The organism is Marinomonas sp. G8-14, assembly GCF_055808935.1.
In genome coordinates this window covers 280710-306799 of record NZ_CM147891.1, presented here as the reverse complement: position 1 = coordinate 306799, position 26090 = coordinate 280710, and the positions used below count along the sequence as shown (strand labels likewise).

Annotated in this window: 15 protein-coding genes; 2 read left to right on the top strand and 13 right to left on the bottom strand. The window is 44.7% G+C overall.

Features of this window, described 5'->3' with window-relative positions; all coding sequences use genetic code 11:
• Positions 1-124: 124 nt before the first annotated feature.
• The 3 genes from AC0L6V_RS01505 to AC0L6V_RS01495 are packed head-to-tail and all read right to left on the bottom strand — an operon-like array spanning position 125 to position 2738.
• Entirely contained in the window at positions 125-1300 is a 1176-nt protein-coding gene (locus AC0L6V_RS01505; protein WP_265216971.1) for an acetyl-CoA C-acetyltransferase, read from the bottom strand.
• Between the two features lie 47 nt (positions 1301-1347).
• A complete protein-coding gene (locus AC0L6V_RS01500) occupies positions 1348-2007 on the bottom strand; it encodes a CoA transferase subunit B (RefSeq protein WP_409419257.1) in 660 nt (219 codons plus the stop codon).
• Positions 2008-2036: 29 nt separating this feature from the next.
• Positions 2037-2738: a CoA transferase subunit A gene (locus AC0L6V_RS01495; RefSeq protein WP_409419256.1), complete on the bottom strand. Its 702-nt coding sequence runs from the start codon at positions 2736-2738 to the stop codon at positions 2037-2039.
• A gap of 128 nt (positions 2739-2866) precedes the next feature.
• Here AC0L6V_RS01495 and AC0L6V_RS01490 point away from each other — a divergent pair, with 128 nt between their 5' ends.
• Together AC0L6V_RS01490 and fdhA are read left to right on the top strand one after the other, a co-directional pair.
• On the top strand, positions 2867-3748 hold the full coding sequence (locus tag AC0L6V_RS01490; protein WP_265216970.1) for a LysR family transcriptional regulator: 882 nt from the start codon (positions 2867-2869) through the stop codon (positions 3746-3748).
• A gap of 160 nt (positions 3749-3908) precedes the next feature.
• Positions 3909-5102: a formaldehyde dehydrogenase, glutathione-independent gene (gene fdhA / locus AC0L6V_RS01485; protein ID WP_265216969.1), complete on the top strand. Its 1194-nt coding sequence runs from the start codon at positions 3909-3911 to the stop codon at positions 5100-5102.
• Positions 5103-5182: 80 nt separating this feature from the next.
• On the opposite strand, the gene AC0L6V_RS01480 is transcribed toward fdhA, so the two are convergent.
• From AC0L6V_RS01480 to AC0L6V_RS01435, 10 genes are all read right to left on the bottom strand, one after another.
• Positions 5183-6919: a ShlB/FhaC/HecB family hemolysin secretion/activation protein gene (locus AC0L6V_RS01480; RefSeq protein WP_265216968.1), complete on the bottom strand. Its 1737-nt coding sequence runs from the start codon at positions 6917-6919 to the stop codon at positions 5183-5185.
• Between the two features lie 35 nt (positions 6920-6954).
• Positions 6955-19002 carry a two-partner secretion domain-containing protein gene (locus tag AC0L6V_RS01475; protein WP_409419255.1) on the bottom strand — a complete coding sequence of 4016 codons (12048 nt, stop codon included), beginning with the start codon at positions 19000-19002 and terminating at the stop codon, positions 6955-6957.
• 219 nt (positions 19003-19221) lie between these two features.
• Positions 19222-20766, bottom strand: coding sequence for an NAD(P)H-hydrate dehydratase (locus AC0L6V_RS01470; protein WP_265216965.1), 1545 nt, complete (start codon positions 20764-20766; stop codon positions 19222-19224).
• Positions 20767-20879: 113 nt separating this feature from the next.
• Positions 20880-21272 carry a sodium:calcium antiporter gene (locus AC0L6V_RS01465; protein WP_321160235.1) on the bottom strand — a complete coding sequence of 131 codons (393 nt, stop codon included), beginning with the start codon at positions 21270-21272 and terminating at the stop codon, positions 20880-20882.
• Between the two features lie 96 nt (positions 21273-21368).
• A complete protein-coding gene (locus AC0L6V_RS01460; RefSeq protein WP_321160234.1) occupies positions 21369-21848 on the bottom strand; it encodes a sodium:calcium antiporter in 480 nt (159 codons plus the stop codon).
• A gap of 123 nt (positions 21849-21971) precedes the next feature.
• Positions 21972-22679, bottom strand: coding sequence for a FadR/GntR family transcriptional regulator (locus AC0L6V_RS01455; protein WP_265216964.1), 708 nt, complete (start codon positions 22677-22679; stop codon positions 21972-21974).
• Positions 22680-22701: 22 nt separating this feature from the next.
• On the bottom strand, positions 22702-23712 hold the full coding sequence (locus AC0L6V_RS01450; protein WP_418138705.1) for a four-carbon acid sugar kinase family protein: 1011 nt from the start codon (positions 23710-23712) through the stop codon (positions 22702-22704).
• A 48-nt stretch (positions 23713-23760) separates the two neighbouring features.
• On the bottom strand, positions 23761-24444 hold the full coding sequence (locus AC0L6V_RS01445; RefSeq protein WP_265216962.1) for an SDR family NAD(P)-dependent oxidoreductase: 684 nt from the start codon (positions 24442-24444) through the stop codon (positions 23761-23763).
• Positions 24445-24463: 19 nt separating this feature from the next.
• The gene (locus AC0L6V_RS01440) at positions 24464-25549 is read right to left on the bottom strand and encodes an ATP-binding cassette domain-containing protein (protein WP_418138704.1); all 1086 of its coding nucleotides are present in this window, start codon (positions 25547-25549) and stop codon (positions 24464-24466) included.
• Positions 25491-26087 carry an ABC transporter ATP-binding protein gene (locus AC0L6V_RS01435; protein WP_418138703.1) on the bottom strand — a complete coding sequence of 199 codons (597 nt, stop codon included), beginning with the start codon at positions 26085-26087 and terminating at the stop codon, positions 25491-25493. Before AC0L6V_RS01435 ends, AC0L6V_RS01440 begins: the two co-directional genes overlap by 59 nt.
• Positions 26088-26090 lie beyond the last annotated feature (3 nt).

Sequence of the window (26090 nt, the reverse complement as noted above, 5' to 3'; positions counted from 1 at the left end):
CCTGTTTTTTTATATTTTTTATTGGACGAAAAAAGCAAAAGCAACAAAACGAGACAGACTAATAGCCGTTGCTTTTCTGCCTCACCTTGTTGCGTTTATTGATTCCATTTTCTGGCAAAACGTTCTAACGAGACACCAGCATAGCAACGCCCATTCCGCCACCAATGCACAAGGTCGCCAGTCCTTTTTTAAGGTCTTGACGTTGCATTTCATGGAGCAATGTAACCAGAATTCGACAACCAGAAGCGCCAATAGGATGACCTAATGCAACAGCACCACCATTGACGTTAACCTTGCTGGTATCCAAACCAAGCTCTTTGTTGACACACAAAGCCTGTACCGCAAACGCTTCATTGGCTTCAATTAGGTCCAAATCCGCCACTTGCCAATTGGCTTTTTTCAGCACTTTTTGCGTTGCTGCAATCGGACCGGTTCCCATAATGTCAGGATCAACTCCCGCACTGCTCGCAGCGTCAATCACAGCAATAATTGGCAGCCCTAAGCGCTTGGCTTCTGCATCCGAAGTGACTATCACCATGGCCGCACCATCGTTTAACGTAGAAGCATTACCTGCCGTAACCGTACCGTCGTTGGTAAACGCCGCACGCAATTTGCCAAGAGATTCCGCTGTGGTATCCAGGCGAATTTGTTCGTCCGCATCAACCATAAGCGGCTCGCCTTTACGCTGGGGAATGGAAACGGGCAAAATCTCGTCAACAAAGCGACCCGAGGCCTGAGCTTGCGCCGCTTTTTGCTGGGAGTTTGCCGCAAAGGCGTCTTGCTCTGCACGGCTAATATCCCAACGCTGGGCGATATTTTCAGCCGTTTGTCCCATGTGATAATCGTTAAAGGCATCCCACAAGCCGTCGGTCACCATGGAGTCCAACAGCTCCCAGTTGCCCATTTTTTTGCCTGAGCGACTATTGGGTAATACATGTGCCGCTTGACTCATGCTTTCTTGTCCGCCAGCAACCACCATCTTAGCGTCGCCATTCAACACAGCCTGCGCTGCCAGTTGCACGGCTTTTAACCCCGAACCACAGACCTTGTTAATCGTCATAGCAGATACATGCTTTGGTAATCCTGCATGAATCGCTGTTTGACGAGCTGGGTTTTGACCACAACCCGCTGCCAGTACTTGGCCTAAAATGACCTCATCAATGTGATCTTTGAGTAGCGGCTGCTTTGCCAACATACCAGACAATAATTGTGTCCCAATTTGAACAGCACTGAGGGAAGATAAAGCGCCATTAAAAGCACCAATGGGAGTTCGTGCTGCGGCAACGATAACGGCTTTCATAAACGAGTCCTTTTCACGATTGGTTAGATACGTTGTTAAGTAAGGAGTTAAGCGAATTGCATTTCTGGCACATGATCAGGAACGATCAATTTACCCTGTGTTTTTTCAATAATCTCCTCTACTGAAACACCAGGCGCTCTTTCTTTCAACACAAAAGCACCGTCAGCAATTTCCAGCCAAGCTAAATCGGTGAGGACTTTTTTAATACAGCCTTTGCCAGTGAGCGGCAAGGAACAATTAGACAAGAGTTTGGATTCACCATCTTTAGAAGCATGAGTCATGGTGACAATGATATTCTCTGCGCCTGCGACCAAATCCATGGCACCGCCCATACCTTTGATCAGTTTGTTGGGAATCATCCACGAGGCAATATTACCGTTCACATCTACTTCAAACGCCCCCAATACCGTTAAATCCACATGACCACCACGGATCATGGCAAAGGATTCAGCGGAGGAAAAAATCGACGCGCCCTTTACTGTGGTAACTGTTTGTTTGCCCGCATTGATCATGTCTGCATCGATGGTTTCTTCCGTTGGGAACTCACCCATTCCCAATAAGCCATTCTCAGACTGCAGCATAACGTCCATATTGTCAGGGACGTAATTGGCGACCAAAGTCGGAATACCAATACCAAGGTTCACGTAAAAACCATCTTGTAATTCTTGGGCAACACGTTGCGCCATTTGTTTTCTTGTCAGTGACATAGGAAACCTCTTTTTATTCTGTTGTCGTACTATGCTGTTTTAACGGTTCTTTTTTCGATGCGTTTTTCAAAAGTACCCAGTACAACTCGATCCACATAAATACCGGGCGTATGGATGTGAGCAGGATCGAGCTCGCCCACTTCGACAATTTCTTCCACTTCTACGACGGTAATTTTGCCGGCCGTCGCGGCGAGAGGATTAAAGTTTTGCGCGGTATGACGATAAATGACATTACCGTAACGGTCGGCTTTCCAGCCTTTAACGATGGCGAAGTCGCCAACAATAGCTTCTTCCAACAAGTATTCACGGCCATTAAAAACTTTGGTTTCTTTGCCTTCCGCCACCGGTGTGCCGACGCCAGTTGCAGTATAAAAAGCAGGAATACCGGCGCCACCAGCGCGCATTTTTTCTGCCAGCGTGCCTTGTGGAGTAAGTTCTACTTCTAATTCACCATTTAATAATTGCTTTTCGAACAAGGCATTTTCGCCAACATAAGACGACACCATTTTACGGATTTGCCTGTCTTCCAACAGAATGCCCAAACCAAAACCATCGACACCACAATTGTTCGACACGACGGTTAAACCTTTTGTGCCTTTGCGTTTGATCTCAGCGATCAAGTTTTCTGGAATACCACACAGACCAAAACCGCCCGCCAGCACCGTCATATCATCTTCTAGTCCGACCAAGGCGTCTTCAAAAGAGGCAACGACTTTATCAAAACCGGCCATAGTTCTTCTCCTAATTTGTTATTTTTAGCTTCCAGCCAGTTTGACCTAAGGACATAAATTAATTAAATTTGTTTTTTCTATTTATTAATAAGTTTTTTAAAACAATAATCACAAAGAAGTATTTTTAAATGAACGTCAAACAAGTGAAAGCCTTTCTCGCTGTCGCCGAGTCCATGAGCTTTGCCAGCGCTGCCACTCAGCTGCATTTATCACAGCCCGCTTTAAGTCTATCGATTAAAAGTTTAGAAGATAACTTAGGAGGGAAATTACTGACTCGCACAACACGCCACATCGCCTTAACACCCGAAGGCGAAGCCCTAGTGCCACTAGCCAGACGATTGTTAGCGCAATGGGAAAACGCCGAAGACGAAATGAAGCAACGCTTTGCATTGCAATTGGGGAAAATCACCATTGCTTCCATGCCGTCGTTCGCCGCGTCATTGCTGCCAAAAGCGATTCGTAATTACCATGCATCCTACCCGAATATTCAGGTCGCCATTGATGATGTGTTATCCGACATCGTCGTCGAAATGGTGCGAAATAACCAAGTAGAACTGGGAATTTCTTTCGAACCAAGTAACCTTGTGGATTTGTCTTTCCATCCCCTTTATGAAGACAGATTCATCGCCATCTTACCCAGAGATCATCCACTGGAAACCCAAGAAACGATTGCTTGGCAAGCCCTGTTAGAATACGACTTCATAACCTTACAGCGCCCTTCTAGCGTGCGCACCATGATAGAAAATACACTTCAAGAAGCTGGCATCGAACTCAATGTTGCCTTTGATGCGCACCAATTAGCCACCGTGGGACGCATGGTCAGCGAAGGCATGGGCGTGGCCGTCGTTCCCGCCCTATGTCGACAGCAAGCCATAGAACAAGGTGCCATCTGCCGACCCGTAATAGAACCGGAAATTCGCCGACGCGTTGGCGTCATCTGCCAACCCAGATCCAACCTCTCCATCGCTGCCGCAGCCATGCTCGATGTGCTGATTAATACTTATGCTTAAAAGCAAAATAATGAACAAAATAAGGAACGATGATAATCTTTTGCATTTAAGTCGCTTTCAGCCCTTATTTCTGTCGCTCAAAGGACTATCCTTTTTGTGTCTGGTGACAAAATAACCAGTCACGCACACAACAAAAACAACAGCAAAAAAGGATGTCGTTATGAGTACTCATGCAAATCGCGGTGTTATTTATCAAGGTAATGGCACGGTTAAAGTCGACGCTATTCCCTTCCCTGAATTGGCTATTGGCAAGCGCCGATGTGATCACGGTGTGATCTTGAAAGTGGTCACGACGAATATTTGTGGCAGTGATCAACACATGGTACGTGGTCGTACGACGGCACCAACTGGGTTGGTGTTGGGCCATGAGATCACGGGCGAAGTCATTGAATGTGGCCGCGATGTCGAATTCATTAAGGTCGGCGACCTTGTTTCCGTTCCCTTCAACATTGCATGCGGTCGTTGCCGCAACTGCAAAGAAGGCAAAACGGGAATCTGTCTAAACGTTAACCCTGCTCGCCCCGGTGCGGCTTATGGTTACGTAGACATGGGCGGTTGGGTCGGTGGTCAAGCCGATTACGTTATGGTGCCTTACGCTGACTTTAACTTATTGAAATTCCCAGATGCCGATCAAGCTCGTGAGAAAATCCAAAGCCTCACACTGCTGTCTGATATTTTCCCCACCGGTTTTCATGGCTGCGTGACCGCAGGTGTTGGTCCAGGTTCTACCGTGTATATCGCGGGCGCTGGCCCTGTTGGTTTGGCCGCGGCGGCTTCTGCGCATTTACTGGGTGCCGCCTGCGTGATTGTCGGTGATATGATCGAAGATCGACTCAATCAAGCGCGTTCTTTTGGCTGCGAAACCATCGATCTTAAGCAAGATGGCGATATTCAAGATAAGATCGAAGCGATTCTTGGAGATAGAGAAGTGGATGCGTTTGTGGATTGTGTGGGGTTTGAAGCGCATGCCTGTGGTTGTAATCACCATCAAGAATCCCCTGCTGTGGTATTGAACTCGGCAATGCAAATGACTCGCGCGGGCGGTCAAATTGGTATTCCTGGACTGTATGTTACCGAAGACCCAGGTGCCGTAGACAGTGCCGCACAGCAAGGTAGCTTGAGCATGCGCTTTGGTCTAGGTTGGGCAAAATCGCACTCTTTGCATACTGGACAATGCCCTGTGATGAAATATCATCGCGCCCTAATGCAAGCCATCTTGTTTGATAAAATCGACATTGCAAAAGCTGTGAATGTGCAGATGATTTCTCTTGATCAAGCACCACAAGGTTATGCGGATTTTGATGGCGGCGCCGCGAAGAAATTCGTGATCGACCCTCACAGAATGGTGAGTTAATCCTACTCTTCCTTTTCTTACGAAAAAACTCGTCAACGCTATGTTGACGAGTTTTTTTATGTGCAAACAAATAACGCGTTTTACGGATTTAAACCGTTTGTCAATGTAGAACCATCAATCGGTGCTGGCTGACCACCACCAAAACGATAGGTTAAAGAGCCTAAAACCCGCGGTGATGAGGTATCATAGATATCGGATACCGACTCTCCACCCACTTTTTTCCATGCAGCAAAAACATCGGCACTCCAATCACCGCGTTCATATTTTAATCCGACACCCGCACCTGCTAGATTACGTGTTTCACTTAGCAAAGAGGCGGTTGGTTTTGCATAGGTATTTATTCTACCCGCATCGTAAAATACATAAGGTGTGAAGTCGTTAATGTTATAACGCAGCTCTAACTGTGTGTAGTATCCCTCGTCGCCACCGCCGTTCTCGCCCGCTTCTCCAGAAGGGTATGCACGTACTGCACTCGTTCCGCCCAAATACAGGTCTTCAGAAGAGTCTAAGTTTTTGTTGGCATGTTGAGCGCTGCCTTTGACAAATAAACTGAACCCAGAAGGCAATGACTGAATACGCGCCACTTCTAATGTGGTTTTTACAAAATCGCCGTCACTATTCACTGTGTCATCATTATTAGAAAGATTACCCAAACCTACCGTGAGTGCTCCATAGGTAATACCGCCACCCAAATACTGATCTCGTGTATCAAATGTAAGAGCTAGAGGGACGCTGTTCACAAATTTTGTTAACTTGCTGTCGGCTGAACGATAAAAGTCCATCAAGTCTTTACGCTCTATATTGGCTTTTGCGTTCACGTTCGTCAGCTGTGAGCGAATCAACGGATAACTTAGCCCTACACTGTAAATACTTGAACTCCCAATGGCGTCCAACGATTCGTACTCTCTACCCAAGCTGTATTCGGTTCGGCTGAATGATGCATTAGCTCTTAAACCATTTGGCATAACTGGCAAGCTGTATCCCAAATAACCAAACAACATATTTTCATCGGTATACATCGCACGTGCATTAACTTCATCACCAAATGTGAGCATGTGTGCTTTTTTGACACCCGCCTGCACTCGGTTATAGCCAGTATAACGGCTGCCTTGGTTATCAATCGTGACATCGCCAAACATTTGCTGTTCTGGAATGAAAAGAACGTTTAGGTTGGCCGTTCCAGTTTTATCGCCAGGGCTAATAGAGGGTAAAGCTTTGTAGCCTGGAATATCATTCATGATCAATGAGATACGCTCTAGTTTACTGGATTCAATTACCTCATTAGGCTCAATAGTGGATAAATACGCTTGCGCTTTGGCTTGTATATCTTGAGTCGCTTTTACCGTTGCACGACCGTATTTTCCTTCCAATACATCGATTCGCAACTCTCCATTTTTCATACTCTGAGCTGGTATATAAGCTCTGGCAAATGGATAACCACGGTCACGGTAAAAAAGACTGATCTTATTGGCTAAGCTACGATAACCAGCCAAGTCATAAGGCTTGTCTAAAATATCACCTAAACTGGCCAATAATTCCTCTTCTGTAAATACTGACAAACCTGTAATTTGCAGTTTGCTCAATACAGCTTGCGGGCCTCCAGAAGACACTTCGGTTAGTGCATTTCCATCAAATTGAATATTAAAATCCGACGGTTCAGGCGCCACTAATCCTTGCTGAGTTTGTTGGATCAATGTTCCAGAGTTAACTGGTGGTAATGACTCCGCATTAGATGTCACAGAAGAAGTTGCCAATAACATCGCTACCGATAAATTCAAAGGTGTTGCTATACTTTTTTTGAGTAATACTCTTTTCATAAAATCTAACCTTAATCCTAATTTTCGGAAATTTATTATTCAACAGTCTCTTCTGTATTCGCGGCTTGATCAGGATTAACTGTATTTATGCCACCGTCCACTATAAACACCTGATTATCAAAGCTATTGCCGTTGTTAACTTGCGACAATAACATAGTATCCACTGAGGCTTCGCCTTGCGCTCCTGAACTCACCGAAGTCGTTGAGCTTGTAGACGCTATCGCAACCACTTGCATTCCCCCAACAGCGACCACTGGAGCATTACCCAAATTTGGTCGAGGAATAACCACAGGTGCTGGTGGGGGAGCAGGAATGAATACCACAGGAGGATTGTTAGGGTTGATATCAGCAATTGTTGTCATTGTGCTTGCTGGTGCGGTTAAACTGCCCAAAGCATCTTTCACCATAACAATGTAGTTAGCTGCATCGATACCAGCAACGCTTAGACCATTAATGGTCACCGTTTTATCTATTCCTACCATTTCATCCGAGAAGTTCGCATCGGTAAAAGTCAAAAAGACGTTTTCATTGCCAACCACACCATTGACGACCAATGGATTATTACTGTCGTTAAGGTTCCTTAGATTAAGATTTTCTGCTGCTATCGTTAACGTTGTTTTAGCCTCTGTTTTCGCATCGAATATTTTATCTTGTGTTTTTGCGACAGCCACTAGCGGACGGACATTGATTGTCGCGCCACCTGTTGCGGTGATAGGTAGAGTGTAATTTGATTTTAAAGTGTCATCGCCAGCTTCAAAGTCACCTGAAACCAAACGGGTAGTGACACTGTTAGCATCAGCAACATCTTTATCGTTATAAGCCCCAGTTGCTTTATTAACGGTAAAACTTTCACCGGTAACTAGGTTGGCTATACTGTAATTGTCATTAGTGAGCGTAGCAGTCGTATTACCGTCATACACTTTTGTTGGCGTATTGATTATAGAAGCCGTCAGCGTTCTTACCGTAATGCTGCCTGCACCTGTCGCGGTCACTGGCATGATGTAATTGCTTGCTAGAGTGTCATTCTCTTGAGTGAAATCTCCTTCAGCTAAACTGGTCGTGACAGTGCTAGCGTCCACAACGTCTTTATCGTTGTAAGCCCCTGTTGTTTTGGTAACAATGAAGCTTTCGCCATCGACCAAGTTAGCAATGCTAAAATTGCCATTGGTCAATGTTGCATCGGTATTACCATCGTACACTTTTGTTGGCGTATCAATAATCGAAGCAGTAAGCGTTCTGGCGGTAATACTACCCTCTCCTGAAGCAATCACAGGCATAGTGTAATTACTCGCTAACGTATCACTTCCTTCAGTGAAGTCCCCTTCAGCTAGGCTAGTAGTAACATTGCTGGCGTCAAGCACGTCTTTATCGTTATAAGTCCCTGTTGATTTACTAACGGTGAAGCTTTCTCCATCCACTAAGTTCGCTATGCTGAAATTAGCATTAGTCAATGTCGCATCCGTATTACCGTCATAGACTTTAGTAGGTGTATCAGTAATCGAAGCGGTCAGCGTTCGTTTAGTAATGCCACCAGTACCTGTTGCCGCAGTCGGTAATACGTAGTTGGAAGCTAACGTTCCATCGGCTTCAACGAAGTCACTCGATGCCAAACTGGTTGTAACACTACTGGCATTAACAACATCTTTAGAATTATAGGTCCCAGTTTCCTTACTAACCGTCAGCATTTCACTACCAATAAAACCACTTAAATCAAAATTACTATTGGTCAACGCTGCCGTTGTATTACCGTCATAAACCTTGGTAACGTCAATTAAACTTACCGTTAAAGCTTTAGGCGTAACGATATAAGTATAGGTGTCGTTAGGACCTGATACGTTGTAACCCAACTCTTCTGCACCTGTTACAGCACCAGTATGAGTGATTGTATAAGTGTCCGCATTTTTAATCGTTTTATCATCTGCAACTTGCCAAACTAATGAATCTGTAAACTGTGTTTTATCGTTATTTACATCACCTGTAATCCCACCAGTTGAAGGCACTAAGGTAATACCGTCATACTCTTTTCCAGAAGCAAACCCTATGGTCAATGTAGGTTGCTCACGGTAAATAGCGTAATTACCCGTGCCTAAAGCTGCCGTGTAATTGGTATTTGTTTCATCGCTGTTGTAGCGGTAACGACCGTTACCAAAATTATACGAACCACTGTCTTCGATACTGCCGGTATATACGGTTGCTCGCCCTCCACTTCCTGTAGACAAAGTACTGTTTAATAGAACATTGCCACCTGTAGCCATACCTACTGTAGTATCTGAGCCTGCATTAAGCGTTATTGCACCATTTGCCGCTGAAGTGGTCGTAATGTTGTTATTCACCGTTAAATCATCGGTTTTAGTGGCAATATTTATGGTACCTGTTGCTGATACGCCACTTACAGAAGACAAACTACCGATAGTCAGCGCCTTGTTGGTTGTAACATCTAGGTTAGCAACGCCCGTTGCTGCTAAGGTTCCAGCGACAAAATCACCACCAGTAGTCGTCCCTATATTGCCAGTGATGGTGTAGTTCGCAGGTCCTTTCAATAATAAGTTACCCGCACTTAGATCACTCCAAGTAAAAGAACCGCCGTCCAGTTGACCAACAGTAAGTAAGCCCGTCGTAGAATACTTAGTGATATCAAAGGCCGTATTTAAATTACCGCCACCTATCATACTGAAGTTATTAAACGTTGTTTCTGTAGAATCTCTCAAAGTTATCGCGCCATTGTTGGCTACGAAAGTCACTGCTCCCTGATTACCACTGGTGTCTATTGCAAAGGAGTTGGCTGGATCATTATTAGTAAGCTTGGCACCTGCGCTACCAACGGTTACAGATCCTGCAGAAACGCCCGATGTCGTTGATATTTGGCCAAAAACAAAACCGGTGTAGGTATCAATCGACACATCGTTGGCTAATACTACTTCAGAGCCTAATACGTCAATATTAGCCTGATTGGATTGTAAGCTACCGTTAAGGGTAATAGTGGACCCAGTATAACTTTGCGCACTGGTTGTTGTGTAAGAAGAACCTGAATTTTTAGTCGTGGTGACCGCTGGCAATATAATTGTGCCAGAGGACGTTGACCCCGAAGTATTAACCGTCATCGAACCTGCGCTAAATGTGCCTGTGGTTGAGGCAGGGTACAGATTAACGTCGCCACCATTACCTCCTGTCGCACTGGTATTGAAGACATAATTACGAACTGAGCTGCCTGATAAGCTGTAACCAGAGAAGGTGATATCACCACTATCAGCGATTGACTGATTAGTATCAATGGTCACTCCTGGGATATTCGTTGCGGATGAAGTCGATTCTCCACCACTTAAAGCAACATTACCTGTTGCTGTAAAATCACCATTAAGCGCAAAACTTGCCCCCGTTAATGAAATCGAACCATCTTGTTCCGTCGTTACTCCAGAGCCTATGAAGGATAGTCCTGTTAAGTATGAACCTGCACTATTGGTGGCATTCATGTCTGTGGTGATACTTCCACCTGAACTGTCATTGGAGCTTGAATCAAGCGTTAACGTAGCCGATACGCCTGTATTGGCGGAAATATCAACGCCTCTACTGCCCGAACTATTATTCAGTGAGATGCTACCTGAACTTCCTACTGATGTTGTATTGCTGGCATTATCTGCATTGCTATCAATGCGCGATGAACCGGCAAGTTTAAACGTATTACTCGTTAGTGATATATTTCCGCCATTGGTATTCACATCGCCATTTAACGTAATACTGTTATTGTATGAAGTCACATTAAAATAGCCGGTACCACCATAAATGTTGTTAACTTGAATGTCTTTATAGTAGGCATACAAATCAAAATTACGATTAAAACCAGACAAATCTATGCTACTAGCGTCTAGGGTAATAAGACCGTTGCCCGTATCTGAGTAATTAAGGTTTTCAATGACAGAATCATTGTCAAACAAATCAATAGCTACAGTATGCGCTCTTGCCGTGCTATCAGTGCTTGAATAATTGACTTTAATGGTTTTAAAGTGCTCAGCAGACAGCTCATTAATAGCAATATCACCGCTTTCATTATTAATAGTCAGTACATTACTGCCCACATTTGCTTCACCCGTTTCTCCGCCTTTGGCGACTTTAAGGGTATAGCCATCGCCACCAATTGAAGCGGTACTTGTCGTATTATAGGCCGTTGTTAAATTCAAGTTACCAACGGTCACAGTAGCAGTATTTGGATTAGCCAGTGTTGTAGGCGTTATTGAACCATTACCCTGAACATGATTAGTAGAGTAGGCCGAAATACTTTTTCCATAATAGGATGTCAATGAAAGCGTTGCGGCACCAATATCAATGGCATTATCTGCCATGATAATATCTCTTGATTGAGAAATAGATAAGCCAGTCTTTAAGCTAACATTTTTATTGTCTGTTTTAATACCTGACAATTTATTCGTATCATCAATGGTATGAACAATAGTTTTCGCATCCGCGGTGGTTTCTATGTTGAAGAAGTCACCATTGGTGGACAGAATGTGATGATGGCCAGCGACATTCGCATTGCTATCAACAGCCGAAAAGGTAATGCTGTTAAAGTCACTATTACGAAGCCAAGTTGAACCACCAGAGTTATTCACATTTAATGTATTAGCTGTCACCTCTAGAGCATTACTCCAGTCGTCACCACTATTTTTAACACCAAAGTTACTGGCATTTAAGTTTAATGTTCCATTTTGGATATAAATTTCTTTATTACTAAAGTCATCTGGTGCTGACGTTGAACTGTAATCCACTGCAGCATTATCTGCCTTAATTTCACCGTAAGTGGATCCAGATAGTGCCGTTAACGTTAAATTCAATCCCGTTCCGTCTAAAACAGAATTGTCAGACGAATTAACTGATGTCGATCCTCCCGTTGCGACAATGGCACCATTTTCCAAGGTGATATTGGGTGCTTGAATCGTTATATTTTTATAAGAAGTTGTATCAACTAATCCACCTGTGGCAATGGTGAGCAAACCGTTTTCATCCGTTGTCGCTAGCAGTCTATGCGAGCCATCGTCATTAAACTCTATACGTTGAGTTGTGTCTGCGGTAGTGGTATCTGTTGTTAAGTTTAGGGTCGAAAAATTAGCATCATCGTACCCATTGGCAAATTTAATATATGAGTTTCCGCCAGTATTGGTAATATTAATGGTTCCATTACTACTAGAGAATAATACTAGAGAGTCTTCAGAACCAATATTCTCAGCACTCGTCACATTTACCATTGCGGACGAAGAGTTCGTGCTAATTTTGGTAGAGTCTGTACTTGCGCCAATAATTGAACCGCCGGCTTCTAAAGTTAAAGAAGTCGGAACCGTGGCTACCTGCTCATAATTAGGCGTACCAGAACGATTAGCGTTGGTTTCCGTTTCATTATTATAGCCGGAAGAACTGGCTGTAGAATTTATCGAGTAAGATTTACCAGTGGCATCTCCAGTCGGCAAATTAATATCATCTGTCACCTTTAATACTAAAGAACCGCTGCCAACATTTATTTGACTGCCCGTATTCATGGTGAAGTTTTCAGCAGAAGCGGTGACAATGTCATGATAGGTCTGGTTATTATAGGCAAATACAACGCCATTAGTCGCTTGCCCTAATGTCACTGAGCCAACATAAAAATTGCCATTATTCGTTGTTACACTGCCGTTAGAACCAAAAATAACATCACCGCCACCAGTCGCATCGTTATTCGCGGTAAGAATCAGGTTGAGACGTTGCTGTTCTGAACTGATTGCGCCATTCACCGTAATATTGCTAGTTGACGTAACGGTCAGTGTTGTGTCTGTTGTAATATCATAAACTGGTTGCGGTGCGGTACCACTGGTACCGGCAGATACTTTGGTGATGCTATTGTTAATCGTAATACCACCAAAATCGGCGCTAGTAATCTCGGTATCGGTTAAATCTTTTAGATTATTTTGGCCCGCTAAGGTTTCACTTAAGGTCACTTTGGCGCTACTGGCCGTCAGCGTATAATTGGCTGTTTTTAACGCATCAGATATGGTTTGCCCAGTAATATCACCTCCGGTTGCCGCTACGACGGTATCAAACGTCGAAACGGGCGTTTTCCAGATTCCGTTTGCTGTATTACCCGCTGTTGTGACGTTAGCACTGGTATTTAAAAACACGGATTGACCATTGGTGATAATCGTACCACCTGTACCATTGGTCGTGCTGGCGTTTAACACGCCCTCAAGACTAATAAAGTCCGCCGATGTAGAAGCATTTTTTGCTAAAGTAATGTTACCACCATTAGCCGTTGTGCTACTGGCATCCAAAATGCCCTTCTGAGTGATGTTTGTACCATACAAAGTAATACTTGCTGGAGACGTAAGGGTTTTACCACTCTCTACGATGATGTCATTCGCAGACGTTAGCGTTAAAGCACCACCCGCGGTTAGATTTTCAGATACGGTAATATCACCGTCTACAGTCGAAACACTTAATGCCCCAGACGTGATAATAGAGCCTAACTGAGAAGTCTCTGTCGTTATATCAGATGCGCCTACTAGTTCTTTTGCACTGACAAACTCAACACTTCCAGTATTAGCGGTTAGTGTTCCAATAGAGTTGCCCTCATTCGTCAGAGTATGCGAGCCACCAGCGCCCAGTAAGTTCAAGTTTTGCCCACCGGTAATCGCACCAGTTTGAGTCACTGTGCCCGTTGACTGTAAAGTCAATGCGTCGTTAAACGCAGTGGCACCAATGGTAATATCGCCTGATTGACTGGAATCACCAATCACAATGCCTGAGAAACCATCCGCAATTTTTGAGACAAAATCAGCAGAAAGTAGTTGAAGTGTGTCCACTGCATTATCGTCAATCGTATCCACAATACTAATCGCGTCGCTGGCGGCATCGCTCGTAATATTCAATGTACCCGAGCCAGAAATGACTTTGCCTTCGGCTGCCGAAAACTCACCCACTTTTAACGTCAGATTATTCGCACCAGCGGCTAGATTATTACTGACTGACAAAGCACCACTGGTTTGCAGTGTTGTTGCGTCTTTAAAGGTTGTGTCTGCACCAATTTCAATACCGCCGGTATGATCGGCGCCACCTATGATTATATTTGCAAACCCATCAGCAAAATCCGTACTAATGTTTGTGGTCGTTAATTGCAGAGCACCGTCTGTTGTACCACCTACATCAATGAGTTTATCTGCTGTTTTAGTGGTAATTTGCAAGTTGCCTGAACCAGCCAGTGTTTTTCCATCCGCTATCGTTAAAGCGTCGGTATTGAATGTGATGTTACCAGCACCAGTGACGATATTGTCATTAATGGTTAACGAGTCAGACGTCAGGCTCAAAGCTCCTGTTGTCGTAATATCACCAGTGGTTTGCGCGGAACCATTTACCAACTCCACGCTACCAGTGTTGGCGGTTAGATTGCCAATGGCATTATCTGCATTAGTCAGGGTATGCGTGCCACCTAAGCCAAGTAAATTCAAGTCTTGTCCACCGGTAATGGCTCCGGTTTGGGTGACTGCGCCAGAAGTTTGTAATGTTAATGCATTGTCTAGAGCAATAGCGGCAAGAGTAATGTTGCCTGATTGGCTCGCACTACCTATTACAACCTCCGAGAAACCTTCGGCAAAGTCAGTATTAATATTGTCTGCTGTCAGTTGCAGATCCCCCTCTGCTCCACCGATACCTATGGTTTTGCTGTCAGTATTAGAAGCAACAGTCAGTACACCGCTACCAGAAATGGTTTGATCAGTAGCAACTGAAAGAGTACCCACTTTTAACGTCAGATTGTTCGCACCAGCCGCTAGATTATGGTCAACAGATAAGTCTCCACTGGTTTGCATTGTAACAGCGGCGGCCAAGGTAGAATCTTCTACAATATTAATGTCACCTGTTTGATCTGCTCCACCAATGACAATGTCAGAAAAACCATTTGCAATTTTGCTACCAAAATCCGCTGCATTTAATTGCTGGCTTGTCCCACCAATGTCAATCGCTTCGTTGTCTGTTTCAGAAGCAACCGTCAACACACCTGTACCAGAAATGGTTTTATCATCTGCTATAGTGAGCTGGCCTACTTTTAGCGTCAGGTTATTTGCGAGGGCATCTAGATCATTGTTAACCAATAAAATACCGTCCGTTTGCAATGTTGTCGCATCATTAAGCGTGGTGTCTGCACCAATTTCAATGCCACCAGTATGACCAGTATGATCGGCACTGCCTATGGTTATAGCTGAGAAACCATCGACAAAATCACCAGTCAAAATTTGCAAAGTCCCAGAACCGCCATTAACACCAATCGTTGTGGTGGCTGTTTTGGCGGCTATCTGTAAAGCCCCCTCTCCAGCAACCGTCTTGCCACTCGCAACCGTTAGAACGTCGGTATTAAATGTGATGTTACCCGCACCTGTGGCAATGTTTTCATTGATGGTTAAGGAATCAGAAGTCAGGTTAAGTGCACCGGTTGTGGTAATCGCGCCAGTGGTTTGTGCAGAGCCATTCACCAATTCCACACTGCCAGTATTAGCCGTAAGCGTGCCAATCTGATTGTTAGCGTTGGTAAGAATGTATGTTCCCTCTGTGCCAAGCAAGCTTAAAGCTTGCCCCCCTAAAATAACACTGTCTTGCGTCACAGTACCCGTTGAAGAAAGTGCGACTGCCCCTGTCGTGGCAATCGTCCCAAGAGAAAAATCATGATTGTTGGTAACGCTTAAGGTGCCGGTATTAGCGGCCAACGAAGCAATCTCATTGCCAGCGTTGGTTAGAGTATATGTGCCTGAACCTTGTAAGTTTAGAGCTTGCCCTCCTGTAATGGCGCCAGTTTGCGTAACTGCACCAGTGGAAGACAGTTCAACATCGCCTGTGGTGACGATAGACCCGAGGGAAAAATCTTGGTTGTTGGTAACATTCAAGCTACCTGTATTTGCAGTAAGCGTGCCAATCGCATTAGATGTATTGGTTAGGGTGTATGTTCCCCCTGTGCCAAGTAGGTTTACATTTTGCCCGCCAGTAATAGCACCTGTTTGTGTTACTGTACCAGTGGAAGACAGCTCAACATCGCCTGTTGTTATAATAGATCCAAGAGAGAAATCATGATTGTTGGTAACACTTAAACTGCCTGTATTGGCAGCCAACGAAGCAATGTCATTGCCCGTGTTATTTAGAGTATACGCACCATCCACACCAGATAGAATTAATGCTTGACCGCCCGTGATGGCCGTATCACTCGCTTGTGTAACGGTACCCGTACTGGATAACTGAACAGCACCTGTTGTAGCAATATTTCCTAAAATAAAGCTCTCACCTCGGAAGGTCAAGGTGCCGCTGGTGGCCGTTAACTGGCCTATCGCATTGTCAGCATTATTTAACGTGTGAGACCCACCACCTACCAATGTCAGGTTTTGATCACCGGTAATAGCGCCGCTTTGAGTGATGTCACCTGTGGTTTGCAGTGTCAATGCATCATTTAATACGGTGGCATCAACATCAATGTTTCCTGACTGATTCGCATCACCAATCGTGATATCTGAGAATCCATCGACAAAGTCTGTACTAAAATTAGTCGCCGTGATTTGCAAAGTGCCTGTTCCACCACCAATACCAATGGTTGTGGCTGCTGTTTTGGCCGCTATTTGTAGTGAACCCGTACTTTTGACAGTGCCGCTGGTAACAGCCAGTGCATCAGTATTAAATGTTATGTCCCCAGCACTGGCATCGATATCTCCATTGATCGTCAGCGCATCAGAGGTCAGGCTCAATGCGCCTGTTGTGGTAATTTCACCAGTGGTTTGAGCTAAACTATTCACCAACTCCACACTGCCAGTATTAGCCGTAAGCGTGCCAATCTGATTGTTAGCGTTGGTAAGAATGTATGTTCCCTCTGTGCCAAGCAAGCTTAAAGCTTGCCCCCCTAAAATAACACTGTCTTGCGTCACAGTACCCGTTGAAGAAAGTTCGACTGCCCCTGTCGTGGCAATCGTCCCAAGAGAAAAATCATGATTGTTGGTAACACTTAAGGTGCCGGTATTAGCGGCCAACGAAGCAATCTCATTGCCAGCGTTGGTTAGAGTATATGTGCCTGAACCTTGTAGGTTTAGAGCTTGCCCTCCTGTAATGGCGCCAGTTTGCGTAACTGCGCCAGTGGAAGACAGTTCAACATCGCCTGTGGTAACGATAGACCCAAGAGAAAAATCTTGGTTGTTGGTAACATTCAAGCTACCTGTATCTGCAGTAAGAGTACCAAACCCATTAGATGCATTGGTTAGGGTGTATGTTCCCCCTGTGCCAAGTAGATTTACATTTTGCCCGCCAGTAATAGCACCCGTTTGAGTTACCGTGCCAGTGGAAGATAGTTCAACCGTACCTGTTGACGTAATGCTCCCTAAACTAATATCACCCGAGGATAAAATGTTAACGTTACCCGCTGCTGTAGTTATAGCTTGTGTCGTCACACTTGCCGCAGGACTCGTGTCTGTTGCACCACCAATCCAAACATCACCGCCATTCGTGTCAATCGAAGATCCAGCCCCCATGCTGACACTACCTGAACTATTACTGTCGTTGTCTGCACGAAGCACGGTGTTCAGTGCTCCAGTTGTCGAGGTAATAGACACGTTTTCATTAATAACAATATTATTTGCAGCGGTTAGGGTAAGCGTTGCATCCGCCCCCGATGATTTCAAAATATTCGCAGCAACGGTGATATCACCCTCACCAGCCACTTCTGAATCTGTCTGAACCGTAACACTGGTACCTGCATTTAACGCCGTCTCGATTGTTTCTGCGCCAATATCGCTTTCGGTTTCGCCACTTGTCAAACTACCACCGCTGCCTGCGCTAATAGTTATATTTGTTGGATCAAGCAACCATTCTGAGGCTTTTACTGTGGTGCCTTTCGCAACATTCAACACACTACCGGAGGTTTCGATTTTACCACCCTTTGTGTTCTTACCTTTTCCTTGGGCACTGAGGTTGCCAGCCACTTTGGTCACACTGTCAGCATTCTTTATGTCTGACCAAACAACAACTTTACCGCCGTCACCCAGTGTCGTAGCGTTGGCTGAAATTTGGCTAGTTTCAGTCAAAGTCACTTTAGTCGCATGTGAATACTGATCGGCATTTTCACCCTGCCAATCACCACCGATTAAGATTTGGCCACCACCTGTTGCCCCGTCAGCGACTAATGTGCCGCTATTAGTAATGTCATCGCCCATAAAGACGATTTCGCCACCTTGAGATACCAAGCTCGTGGCTTCCACAATACCGGTATTATTAACAACACTCGCAGCAAGATCACCAGCCGCTTTTGCGGTAAGCAAAATATGTCCGCCGTCGGCTCTAATTGCTCCACCATTTTGAATCAATGCATCAATCGCGCCTTTTTGCACCTCGATACTTACTGTGCCACCCAAATTCACTAATACAGAATCACCTGCCGCCAACCGAACGCTACCTTGGTTAGCGAGAATATCACCCGTATTTTCAATCTTTGCGGCAATCATAACGACATAGCCACCTTCCGCTGCAACCAAACGCCCTTGGTTAACAACCGCATTGCCATTACTGCCTTCAAACACAAAATTGTCAGCGCTAAAATTCTCATCGGTTAAGTTACGTGTAGAAGCAATTAATCCCCCAACGTTAACCTGTGCTGTGGTACCAAATAAAATACCATTAGGATTTATAAGAAAGACTTGACCGTTGGCATTAATAGCACCCTGAATACTGGACACATCAGATCCAGTCACACGGTTTAACGCAACAGAGGAAGAGGAAGGTTGAATGAAGTTAACGGCACTGTCTTTACCAACACTAAACGATGCCCAATCAATGGATATTTTATTAGTATTTTGAGTAATATTTAGCGTATTCGCATCAGGCTGGGAAATACTACCTGAACCTAAATTGACGGTTCCATTCGTTGGTAATGCATCGGCATAAACTTGAGCACTTACCAGAAACACGCCCCCCACGATTAAAGGTAATCGTGCTCGGTGACGGCGGCCATGATTTTTCTTTTTCTTGGCACTTTTGCCAATTTCACTTACAGCTTGCCAAACACCTAACGACGAATTCCAGATAACGCGGTAAATACGGTTCATAGACCAACCTTGTGTAATGTTTGAGATTCACATAGATTAGCTTAAGCCTCTTTAAAACGTCCTTATTTTTTCAATATTTTTTACCACTTTATTGTCACTTCTTGTTAACTATTGTAAGTCGGCTCGATGGACATTTTATCGCTAGAGAGCATTCGCTCTGTATATTCCAAAACGGACACTCCGACGTGCTCAACAAAACTAAAACAATATCAGTTGTATTTAATTATTTTTAAAACGTCCAAGACAGTGTTTCTGAAAAGCCGAGAGCACCTTGGGAAGATTTTCTGGTAAATCTTCGGCGATTAAACCAATGCCAACATTATTACCTACCTCACCATGCAACCAAACCGCCGCTGCAGCCGCATCAAATGGTGACATGCCTTGTGCAAGTAAGCCGACGATAAAGCCAGCCAATACATCCCCGGACCCTCCCGTGGCAAGATACGCTGGCGCATTGGCATTGATAATTGCTCGGCCATCTGGCGAGACAATCACCGTATCTGCGCCCTTTAACACCACGACAGCACCGCTTAATTTGGCAGCCATACGCGCTCGCGTTAATTTGTCGTCAGGATGGCTTTTATTAACTTCAGGAAACAGTCGCGCAAACTCGCCTTCGTGGGGGGTCATCACGCAAGGACCATTAATGGCGTCAAACAGAGTTTGTGGGTCTTCTGCAAATGCACTGAGCGCATCCGCATCCAACACGGTGGCACGATTCGTTTCCAGTGCTGTGACCACGATTTTTCGCGTGCGAATCCGTTCAAATCCCGCCAATCCGGCCCCAGGCCCAACGGCAATGGCGTTATATCGCGGATCTAATAGCAACTCTTCAAAATCTTCTTGTTCTTGACTCACCTCTAGCTTCGCTACCATCACGCTCGTCATCGCAGTCGCATACACAGGCCACACTTTAATCGGCACAGCCAAAGTTACTAACCCAGCCCCGATTCGCATAGCGCCACGAGCTGTTAAACGACTGGCGCCTGTCATATTCTCCCCGCCGTAAATCAGCGCATGACCACGGTGAAATTTATGTCCATCCGTCCGCGGCCAAGGATAATCTCGGTACCAAAGTTCAGGGCTATTTTCCCACGCCTGAAGGTTTAATTCGTTCAATACAGTCTCAGGAATACCGATGTCCGCAACCACAATTTTACCGCATAAATCTCGACCAGGAAGTAGCAAATGCCCAGGCTTTTTACGAAAGAAGGTCACCGTTAGCTCAGCGGGCGCAACCAATCCAAGAGCTGCGCCTGTGGTACCATCCAGTCCACTCGGCACATCAATCGCACACACCGGAATATCACGCGCTATTATGGCCTCGACCATGTCTCGCGCTTTACCCTCCAACGGCCGAGTCAAACCCGCACCAAACATGGCATCGATAACCAAATCGGATTGGTCTAATACGTTGACAGAATAATCTTCGACCTCGCCCTGCCAATCCTGATAAAAATGCGCCGCTTCTAGCGATAGCTTTTCAACCGAACCCAAAAAGGCCAAGCGAACAGGCCAATCAGCAGCTTTTAAAAGCTTGGCGGCCACAAAACCATCGCCACCATTATTACCCGGCCCACACAACACCAATACCGAACATCTAGACCAATGCTCAAGCACAGCGTCAGCGACTGCCTTTCCGGCTGCGGCCATCAAATCTATCGCAGGCACACCAGCCACCACAGCGGCTCGGTCCGCCTTCCCCATTTCGATGGCGGTTAGTAAAAGACGATTATTGGCGGGTGTCGTAATGGAGCTTGGCATAAAATACATTCCTAGAACTAACTGTCGCTCATATAATAAAGATGAACAGCCGTTATAGATACACCAAAACCACAATACCCCTTTCCCCTAGAAGCAGATTCACTTCACCATGCTCACACAAAGCTAAAGTAGAGGTAAGCGTTGTATATGCTATAACAAAGCGCTAGCAAACCACCTTCTATTCGATTAATACGACGACGCCCTAAAATGCCATATCCGAGAACAAATAGAGACAAAGTCAGAGAAGACATAATAACCCAATCACGATACAAGACATGACTCTCTACTGTCATTGGATGAATGGCACCAGCCAGACCAATAACAACTAAGGTGTTAAATAGGTTAGAACCAATCACGTTGCCTATAGCAAGGTCATGTTCACTCTTTCTAACCGCACTGATGGATGCAGCCAATTCAGGTAAAGACGTACCCAAAGCAATGATGGTTAAACCTATCACTAAATCACTGACATTAAAGAATTCAGCCACATTAATGGCTCCCCACACTAAAAAGCGGGAGGCTCAGCGTTAATAAAATCAGCCCCACAACAACCCAAAAGAAAGCATTTCTAATTGGCATTACTTTTTCAGCCAACTCAGCTTCTACTTCAGCGATAAAATCATCGTTGTTATTTTTTTCTTAGCTTTATAAATGGAATACCCCATAATAACTAAAAAAGCTAAAAGCATTAAAAAACCGTCTAATCGTGATATTTGAAAATCAAACATAAAATAGCCAACTAAAATAGTAGCCAGAACTAAAAGAGGTAATTCTTTTTTCAAAACATCAGAATGAACCGTAATAGGACTTAATATCGCTGTAAAACCAAGAATCAGAGCTATATTCGCAATGTTCGAACCAAAGCCATTGCCTAATGCAAGTCCAGGGTTACCTTGCCACGATGCTAAACCGGACACCACAATTTCAGGTGCTGAGGTACCAAAACCAATGACCAACATACCGATTAAAAGCGATGACATGCCGTAATGACGCGCCATTACAGCTGCGCCATCAACAAATCGGTCAGCACTCCACAGCAAGACAACCAACCCAACAACTATGGCTAAAACAGATAACAGCATAATCCAACCCCTTTCAAAAAAAGCAAAGACAGCACAATAACTCGTTCTTTAAAGACAAAAAGATCCCTCAAGCCATTAGAAAGAAATGGCTTATTTATTCAATATAATTAAAAAGCGTGAAGTTTATTCGTCAAATAATCGACTTCGAGAGCCTGTAATATGCTTTTTCATTAAAGCAAAGGCGTCTTCTTTATTTCCTGATTTAATCGCCTGATATATTTTCTCATGTTCAGAATACACATCATCCAATCCACCAGTAGACTGTTTTAATGATATACCATGATATTTCATGCCGACGGCAATATGATCCTTCAACGACTCCATTGCGGTTTGAAAATATTGATTACCTGACGCTCTCGCTATAGACAAATGGAAATCATAATCCGCATCGGCTCTGTGTCGACGCTGCGTTGTCGCGTCTTTTAGTAACGCCAATGCAGCCTCTATGGCTTTCAAATCCGCCATAGTCCGTCTTTCTGCTGCAGCCTGTGCGCAGGCTGGTTCCAACACTTCACGAAACTCATAACAACGACGTAAATCAGATAGGTTTTCAACGGGACTAAAACCAAGCGGATCTTTAATGCCATTTTGACGCACAAAACTTCCCACACCTTGGCGGGAATAAATCAAATTCTGCTCGCGTAGTTTTTTCAAGGCTTCTCGAACAATTGGACGTGAGACTTCAAATTCTGCAGCCAAATCTGTTTCGGTCGGAAGTCTTTCATCCGGCGCATAAGAACCTGATTTTATCGCTCGATACATTTGATTAAAGACCATATCAGAAAGCGATTTACGCTCTACCCGCGTCTCTTTCGTATTACGCTTTAGCATATATTGTTCATTCACCTAAAAGTCATCTATTACCAATAATGATATTTAAAAGAGAAGATGAGTCACCAAACCCACCGGATTTTGTCACGATTCGCCATCCATTTGCCTGTGATACAGGAATACCTGAAAGCAATTCCCCTTCCAATAGTAACTTAGTCACTCCCAGCTCTGATAATACAGCTTCTGCCGTTGCTCCACCTGACAAAACAATATTCTCACACTTTTCTGCCAGCGGCCTAAAACTATGCGCAAGATTCCTACCAACTTCCTCTCTGGTTCGTTTTTTCCCAGGCGTTGCCTGCAATAAGGTCACTCGATGATCCGGCTGACCTTCTCCAACCACCCCAGAAGGCGCAGCGATTATATTCACCAAATCGTCAGGCAAAGCCTGAAGCTGAGTTAACGTAATAGGATCAGTTGAACCAATAACAATCCCTATAGAACCTTTTAATGACAAAGTCTCTGCAGCCTCAATACCCAAATGACGCGCCAAGGCAAATGCCAGACCTCTTGCACCAACCAGTATGCCATCATCAGGCAAGTTCTGTACCGCAATATCTAACGCGGCATCGCTATCACAATCAGGAATAATCGACCTCTGCGCATGATGAGCTAAAGCCTCTTTTATACTGAGCGGCGCATCCACACCAAACCCCATAACATAACCTGACTCAACATAACGCCCAAAACTCGGTAACGCTGGTGCCACCAATAAAGGAGCGTTTGGCAAAGCATCCAGCTCAACGACTACATTCCCCTTCAACCTAGAATCAATTTTTTTAAAAATCATTCTATTTGGGCACCCCTCAATAACTGCCTTAACACGACGATATGCTTCCGCTGGGGACACTTCCCTAGATTGAGTAGACACCGCCACTACATGTGCATCACCTCCCAAACAAGATTCCAAGGCCCCAACAGAAATAGCCACAACCACCTTAGTCGAAGAAGAACAAAAAGCTGCGGCAGCATCCAGAGTCCCGGTTAAATCATCCGCAATGATCAGAATCTTCTTTTCAAGCTTAAACGTCACCTTCTACACCTCTTTCATGAACACTTGTTACTTGGTCCATCGACTCAACTACAAAGAAGATCCAGCACACACAACTATCTGCTGTCCCGTGATAGAAGCTGCAGCATCAGACAATAAAAAACCGACTGTTCCTGCAATCTCTTCGGGTTTTACATATCGACCAAATGGAGGAAGCACAGGCGCACTTCCCTCTCGATTAGAATCATGTAACATTGGTGTATCTGTTGCGGCGGGTGAAACCACATTCACCGTGATAGCACGTTTTGCCAGCTCTGCAGCAATGGATCGAGAAAAACCAACAAAGGCCGACTTAGAAGCAGCATACAAACTTTTCGCCGCTGCCCCCGATGCCACCCGACTGCCAATTAGCACGATACGACCTCCATTATCCATGCATGGCGCTAATCCCTGCACGATAGCTGCTGCCGCATTAAGGTGTATTTGCCACATCATCGCGCCGTCTTCCAAGCTCATCTGGTCATAAGTGCCAACCCGCAACAAACCTGCGGCATGAACAATTGCATCCACTTTATCTATCTTTGCTAATGCTTGCGTTAATGCTTGTGTCTCAGCCAGATCAACTGCTATATGAGTAAAATACTCACTAAACTCAACGCAGTCTGGATGACGACGACTCATCCCAATTACCGACCAACCAGTTGAAAGCAAATGATTCGTGATATACAAACCTATCCCCGAACTACAACCCGTCACTAAAGCCACTTTTTTCATTTTATCCTCCTTACTCCGTTTATGATGCCGATAAGGCTATGCGCTCGGCTCTTCTAACAGACTGCACTCGTGGGTCTGGATCCAAAGACGCATTAAGCAAAGCTTGGGTATAAGGCTGAGTAGGATTTTCAAAGATTTGACGCACAGTACCGATCTCAACAATCTTACCGAGCCGCATCACAATGACACGATCTGCAAAGTCTTTTACAACTGGCAAATCATGAGCAATGAAAATAAAGCTAATTTTTAGTTCTTTTTGTAGGTTAGCTAATAGATCAATCACTTGAGCCTGAATAGACACATCCAAAGCAGACACAGCTTCGTCACAGACAATAATTCTAGGTTCTACTGCCAATGCTCTAGCAATAGCAATACGTTGACGTTGTCCACCTGAAAATTGATGGGGATAACGATGCCGATGCTCCGCACTTAAGCCCACCTGCTCCAGCAAAGCAATCACCCGTTCTTCCCATTGAGATTTAGGCAAGATATCTGGATGAATAATCCATGGTTCCGAAATAATTTGGAAAATAGACATACGTGGATTCAATGACTGAGACGGATCTTGAAATACCATTTGAATATCACGACGAATACTTTTCATTTCTTTTTTAGAAAGGGTAAAAATATCCTTTCCCATATACAAAGCACGTCCACCTGAGGCATCTTCCAATCCCATCAGTAATTTCGCTGTAGTGGATTTACCAGAGCCACTTTCGCCCACAATGGCGATAGATTCCCCTTCTAGTAAATCAAAACTAACCGAATCTAATGCTTTGCAACCCGAATACTCTTTAGAAATATTCTGGATTTTCAAAATCGGCTTAGCGGACATATCGCTATCGCTCATCAAGCCATTTCCGGGTGCTGCTGAAATCAGCTTTTTCGTGTACGCATGTTGTGGTGAATGATAAACCTGATCCGCATTGCCCGTTTCCACCACACAGCCGTTATGCATAACAACAACACGGTCAGCAATATCTGCAACCACACCCAAATCATGGGTAATGATCAACAACCCCATCCCCGTCTCGTTACGTAGTACTTCAAGCAATTCTAATATCTGCGCTTGTACTGTCACATCCAACGCCGTAGTGGACTTCATCAGCGATCAAAACATCTGGCCGCAATGCCAATGCCATTGCAATCATTAAACGTTGACGCTGCCCACCAGAAAACTGGTGAGGGTACTTTTTGGCTGACTGCTCAGGCATCGGCATACCAACTTTTTCAAGCAGCTCAATGGTTTTGGCCTTGGCTTCTTCCTTTGGCGTACCATGAATAGCCATGGTTTCTTCTATTTGCCAGCCAACCGTATAAACAGGATTAAGATGACCTAGTGGATCTTGAAATATCATGGCAATACGTTTGCCATTGATTTGACGACGTACTTCAGGACTCGCTTTCAGCAAATCTTGTCCATCAAAAAGAATTTCACCGCTGACAATTTCAGCTGGCGGCATATCCAAGAGATCCATAATGCTTGAAGCAGAAACAGACTTACCAGAACCACTTTCCCCAAGAATGGCAAGCACTTCACCACGATCAAGGTGCCAGCTAACATTTTTAACGGCATCAACAGGGCCTTTTGCGGTGTGGAAGGTAACGGACAAATCCTTTACTTCTAATAGATGATTAGCCATTTT

What these genes read in the sequence shown, in the direction of transcription:
- AC0L6V_RS01460 (WP_321160234.1), bottom strand. Translation starts at nt 21,848, where the DNA reads ATGCTGTTATCTGTTTTAGCCATAGTTGTTGGGTTGGTTGTCTTGCTG.
- AC0L6V_RS01435 (WP_418138703.1), bottom strand. Translation starts at nt 26,087, where the DNA reads ATGGCTAATCATCTATTAGAAGTAAAGGATTTGTCCGTTACCTTCCAC.
- AC0L6V_RS01440 (WP_418138704.1), bottom strand. Translation starts at nt 25,549, where the DNA reads ATGAAGTCCACTACGGCGTTGGATGTGACAGTACAAGCGCAGATATTA.
- AC0L6V_RS01470 (WP_265216965.1), bottom strand. Translation starts at nt 20,766, where the DNA reads ATGCCAAGCTCCATTACGACACCCGCCAATAATCGTCTTTTACTAACC.
- AC0L6V_RS01445 (WP_265216962.1), bottom strand. Translation starts at nt 24,444, where the DNA reads ATGAAAAAAGTGGCTTTAGTGACGGGTTGTAGTTCGGGGATAGGTTTG.
- AC0L6V_RS01490 (WP_265216970.1), top strand. Translation starts at nt 2,867, where the DNA reads ATGAACGTCAAACAAGTGAAAGCCTTTCTCGCTGTCGCCGAGTCCATG.
- fdhA (WP_265216969.1), top strand. Translation starts at nt 3,909, where the DNA reads ATGAGTACTCATGCAAATCGCGGTGTTATTTATCAAGGTAATGGCACG.
- AC0L6V_RS01495 (WP_409419256.1), bottom strand. Translation starts at nt 2,738, where the DNA reads ATGGCCGGTTTTGATAAAGTCGTTGCCTCTTTTGAAGACGCCTTGGTC.
- AC0L6V_RS01475 (WP_409419255.1), bottom strand. Translation starts at nt 19,002, where the DNA reads ATGAACCGTATTTACCGCGTTATCTGGAATTCGTCGTTAGGTGTTTGG.
- AC0L6V_RS01505 (WP_265216971.1), bottom strand. Translation starts at nt 1,300, where the DNA reads ATGAAAGCCGTTATCGTTGCCGCAGCACGAACTCCCATTGGTGCTTTT.
- AC0L6V_RS01455 (WP_265216964.1), bottom strand. Translation starts at nt 22,679, where the DNA reads ATGCTAAAGCGTAATACGAAAGAGACGCGGGTAGAGCGTAAATCGCTT.
- AC0L6V_RS01500 (WP_409419257.1), bottom strand. Translation starts at nt 2,007, where the DNA reads ATGTCACTGACAAGAAAACAAATGGCGCAACGTGTTGCCCAAGAATTA.
- AC0L6V_RS01480 (WP_265216968.1), bottom strand. Translation starts at nt 6,919, where the DNA reads ATGAAAAGAGTATTACTCAAAAAAAGTATAGCAACACCTTTGAATTTA.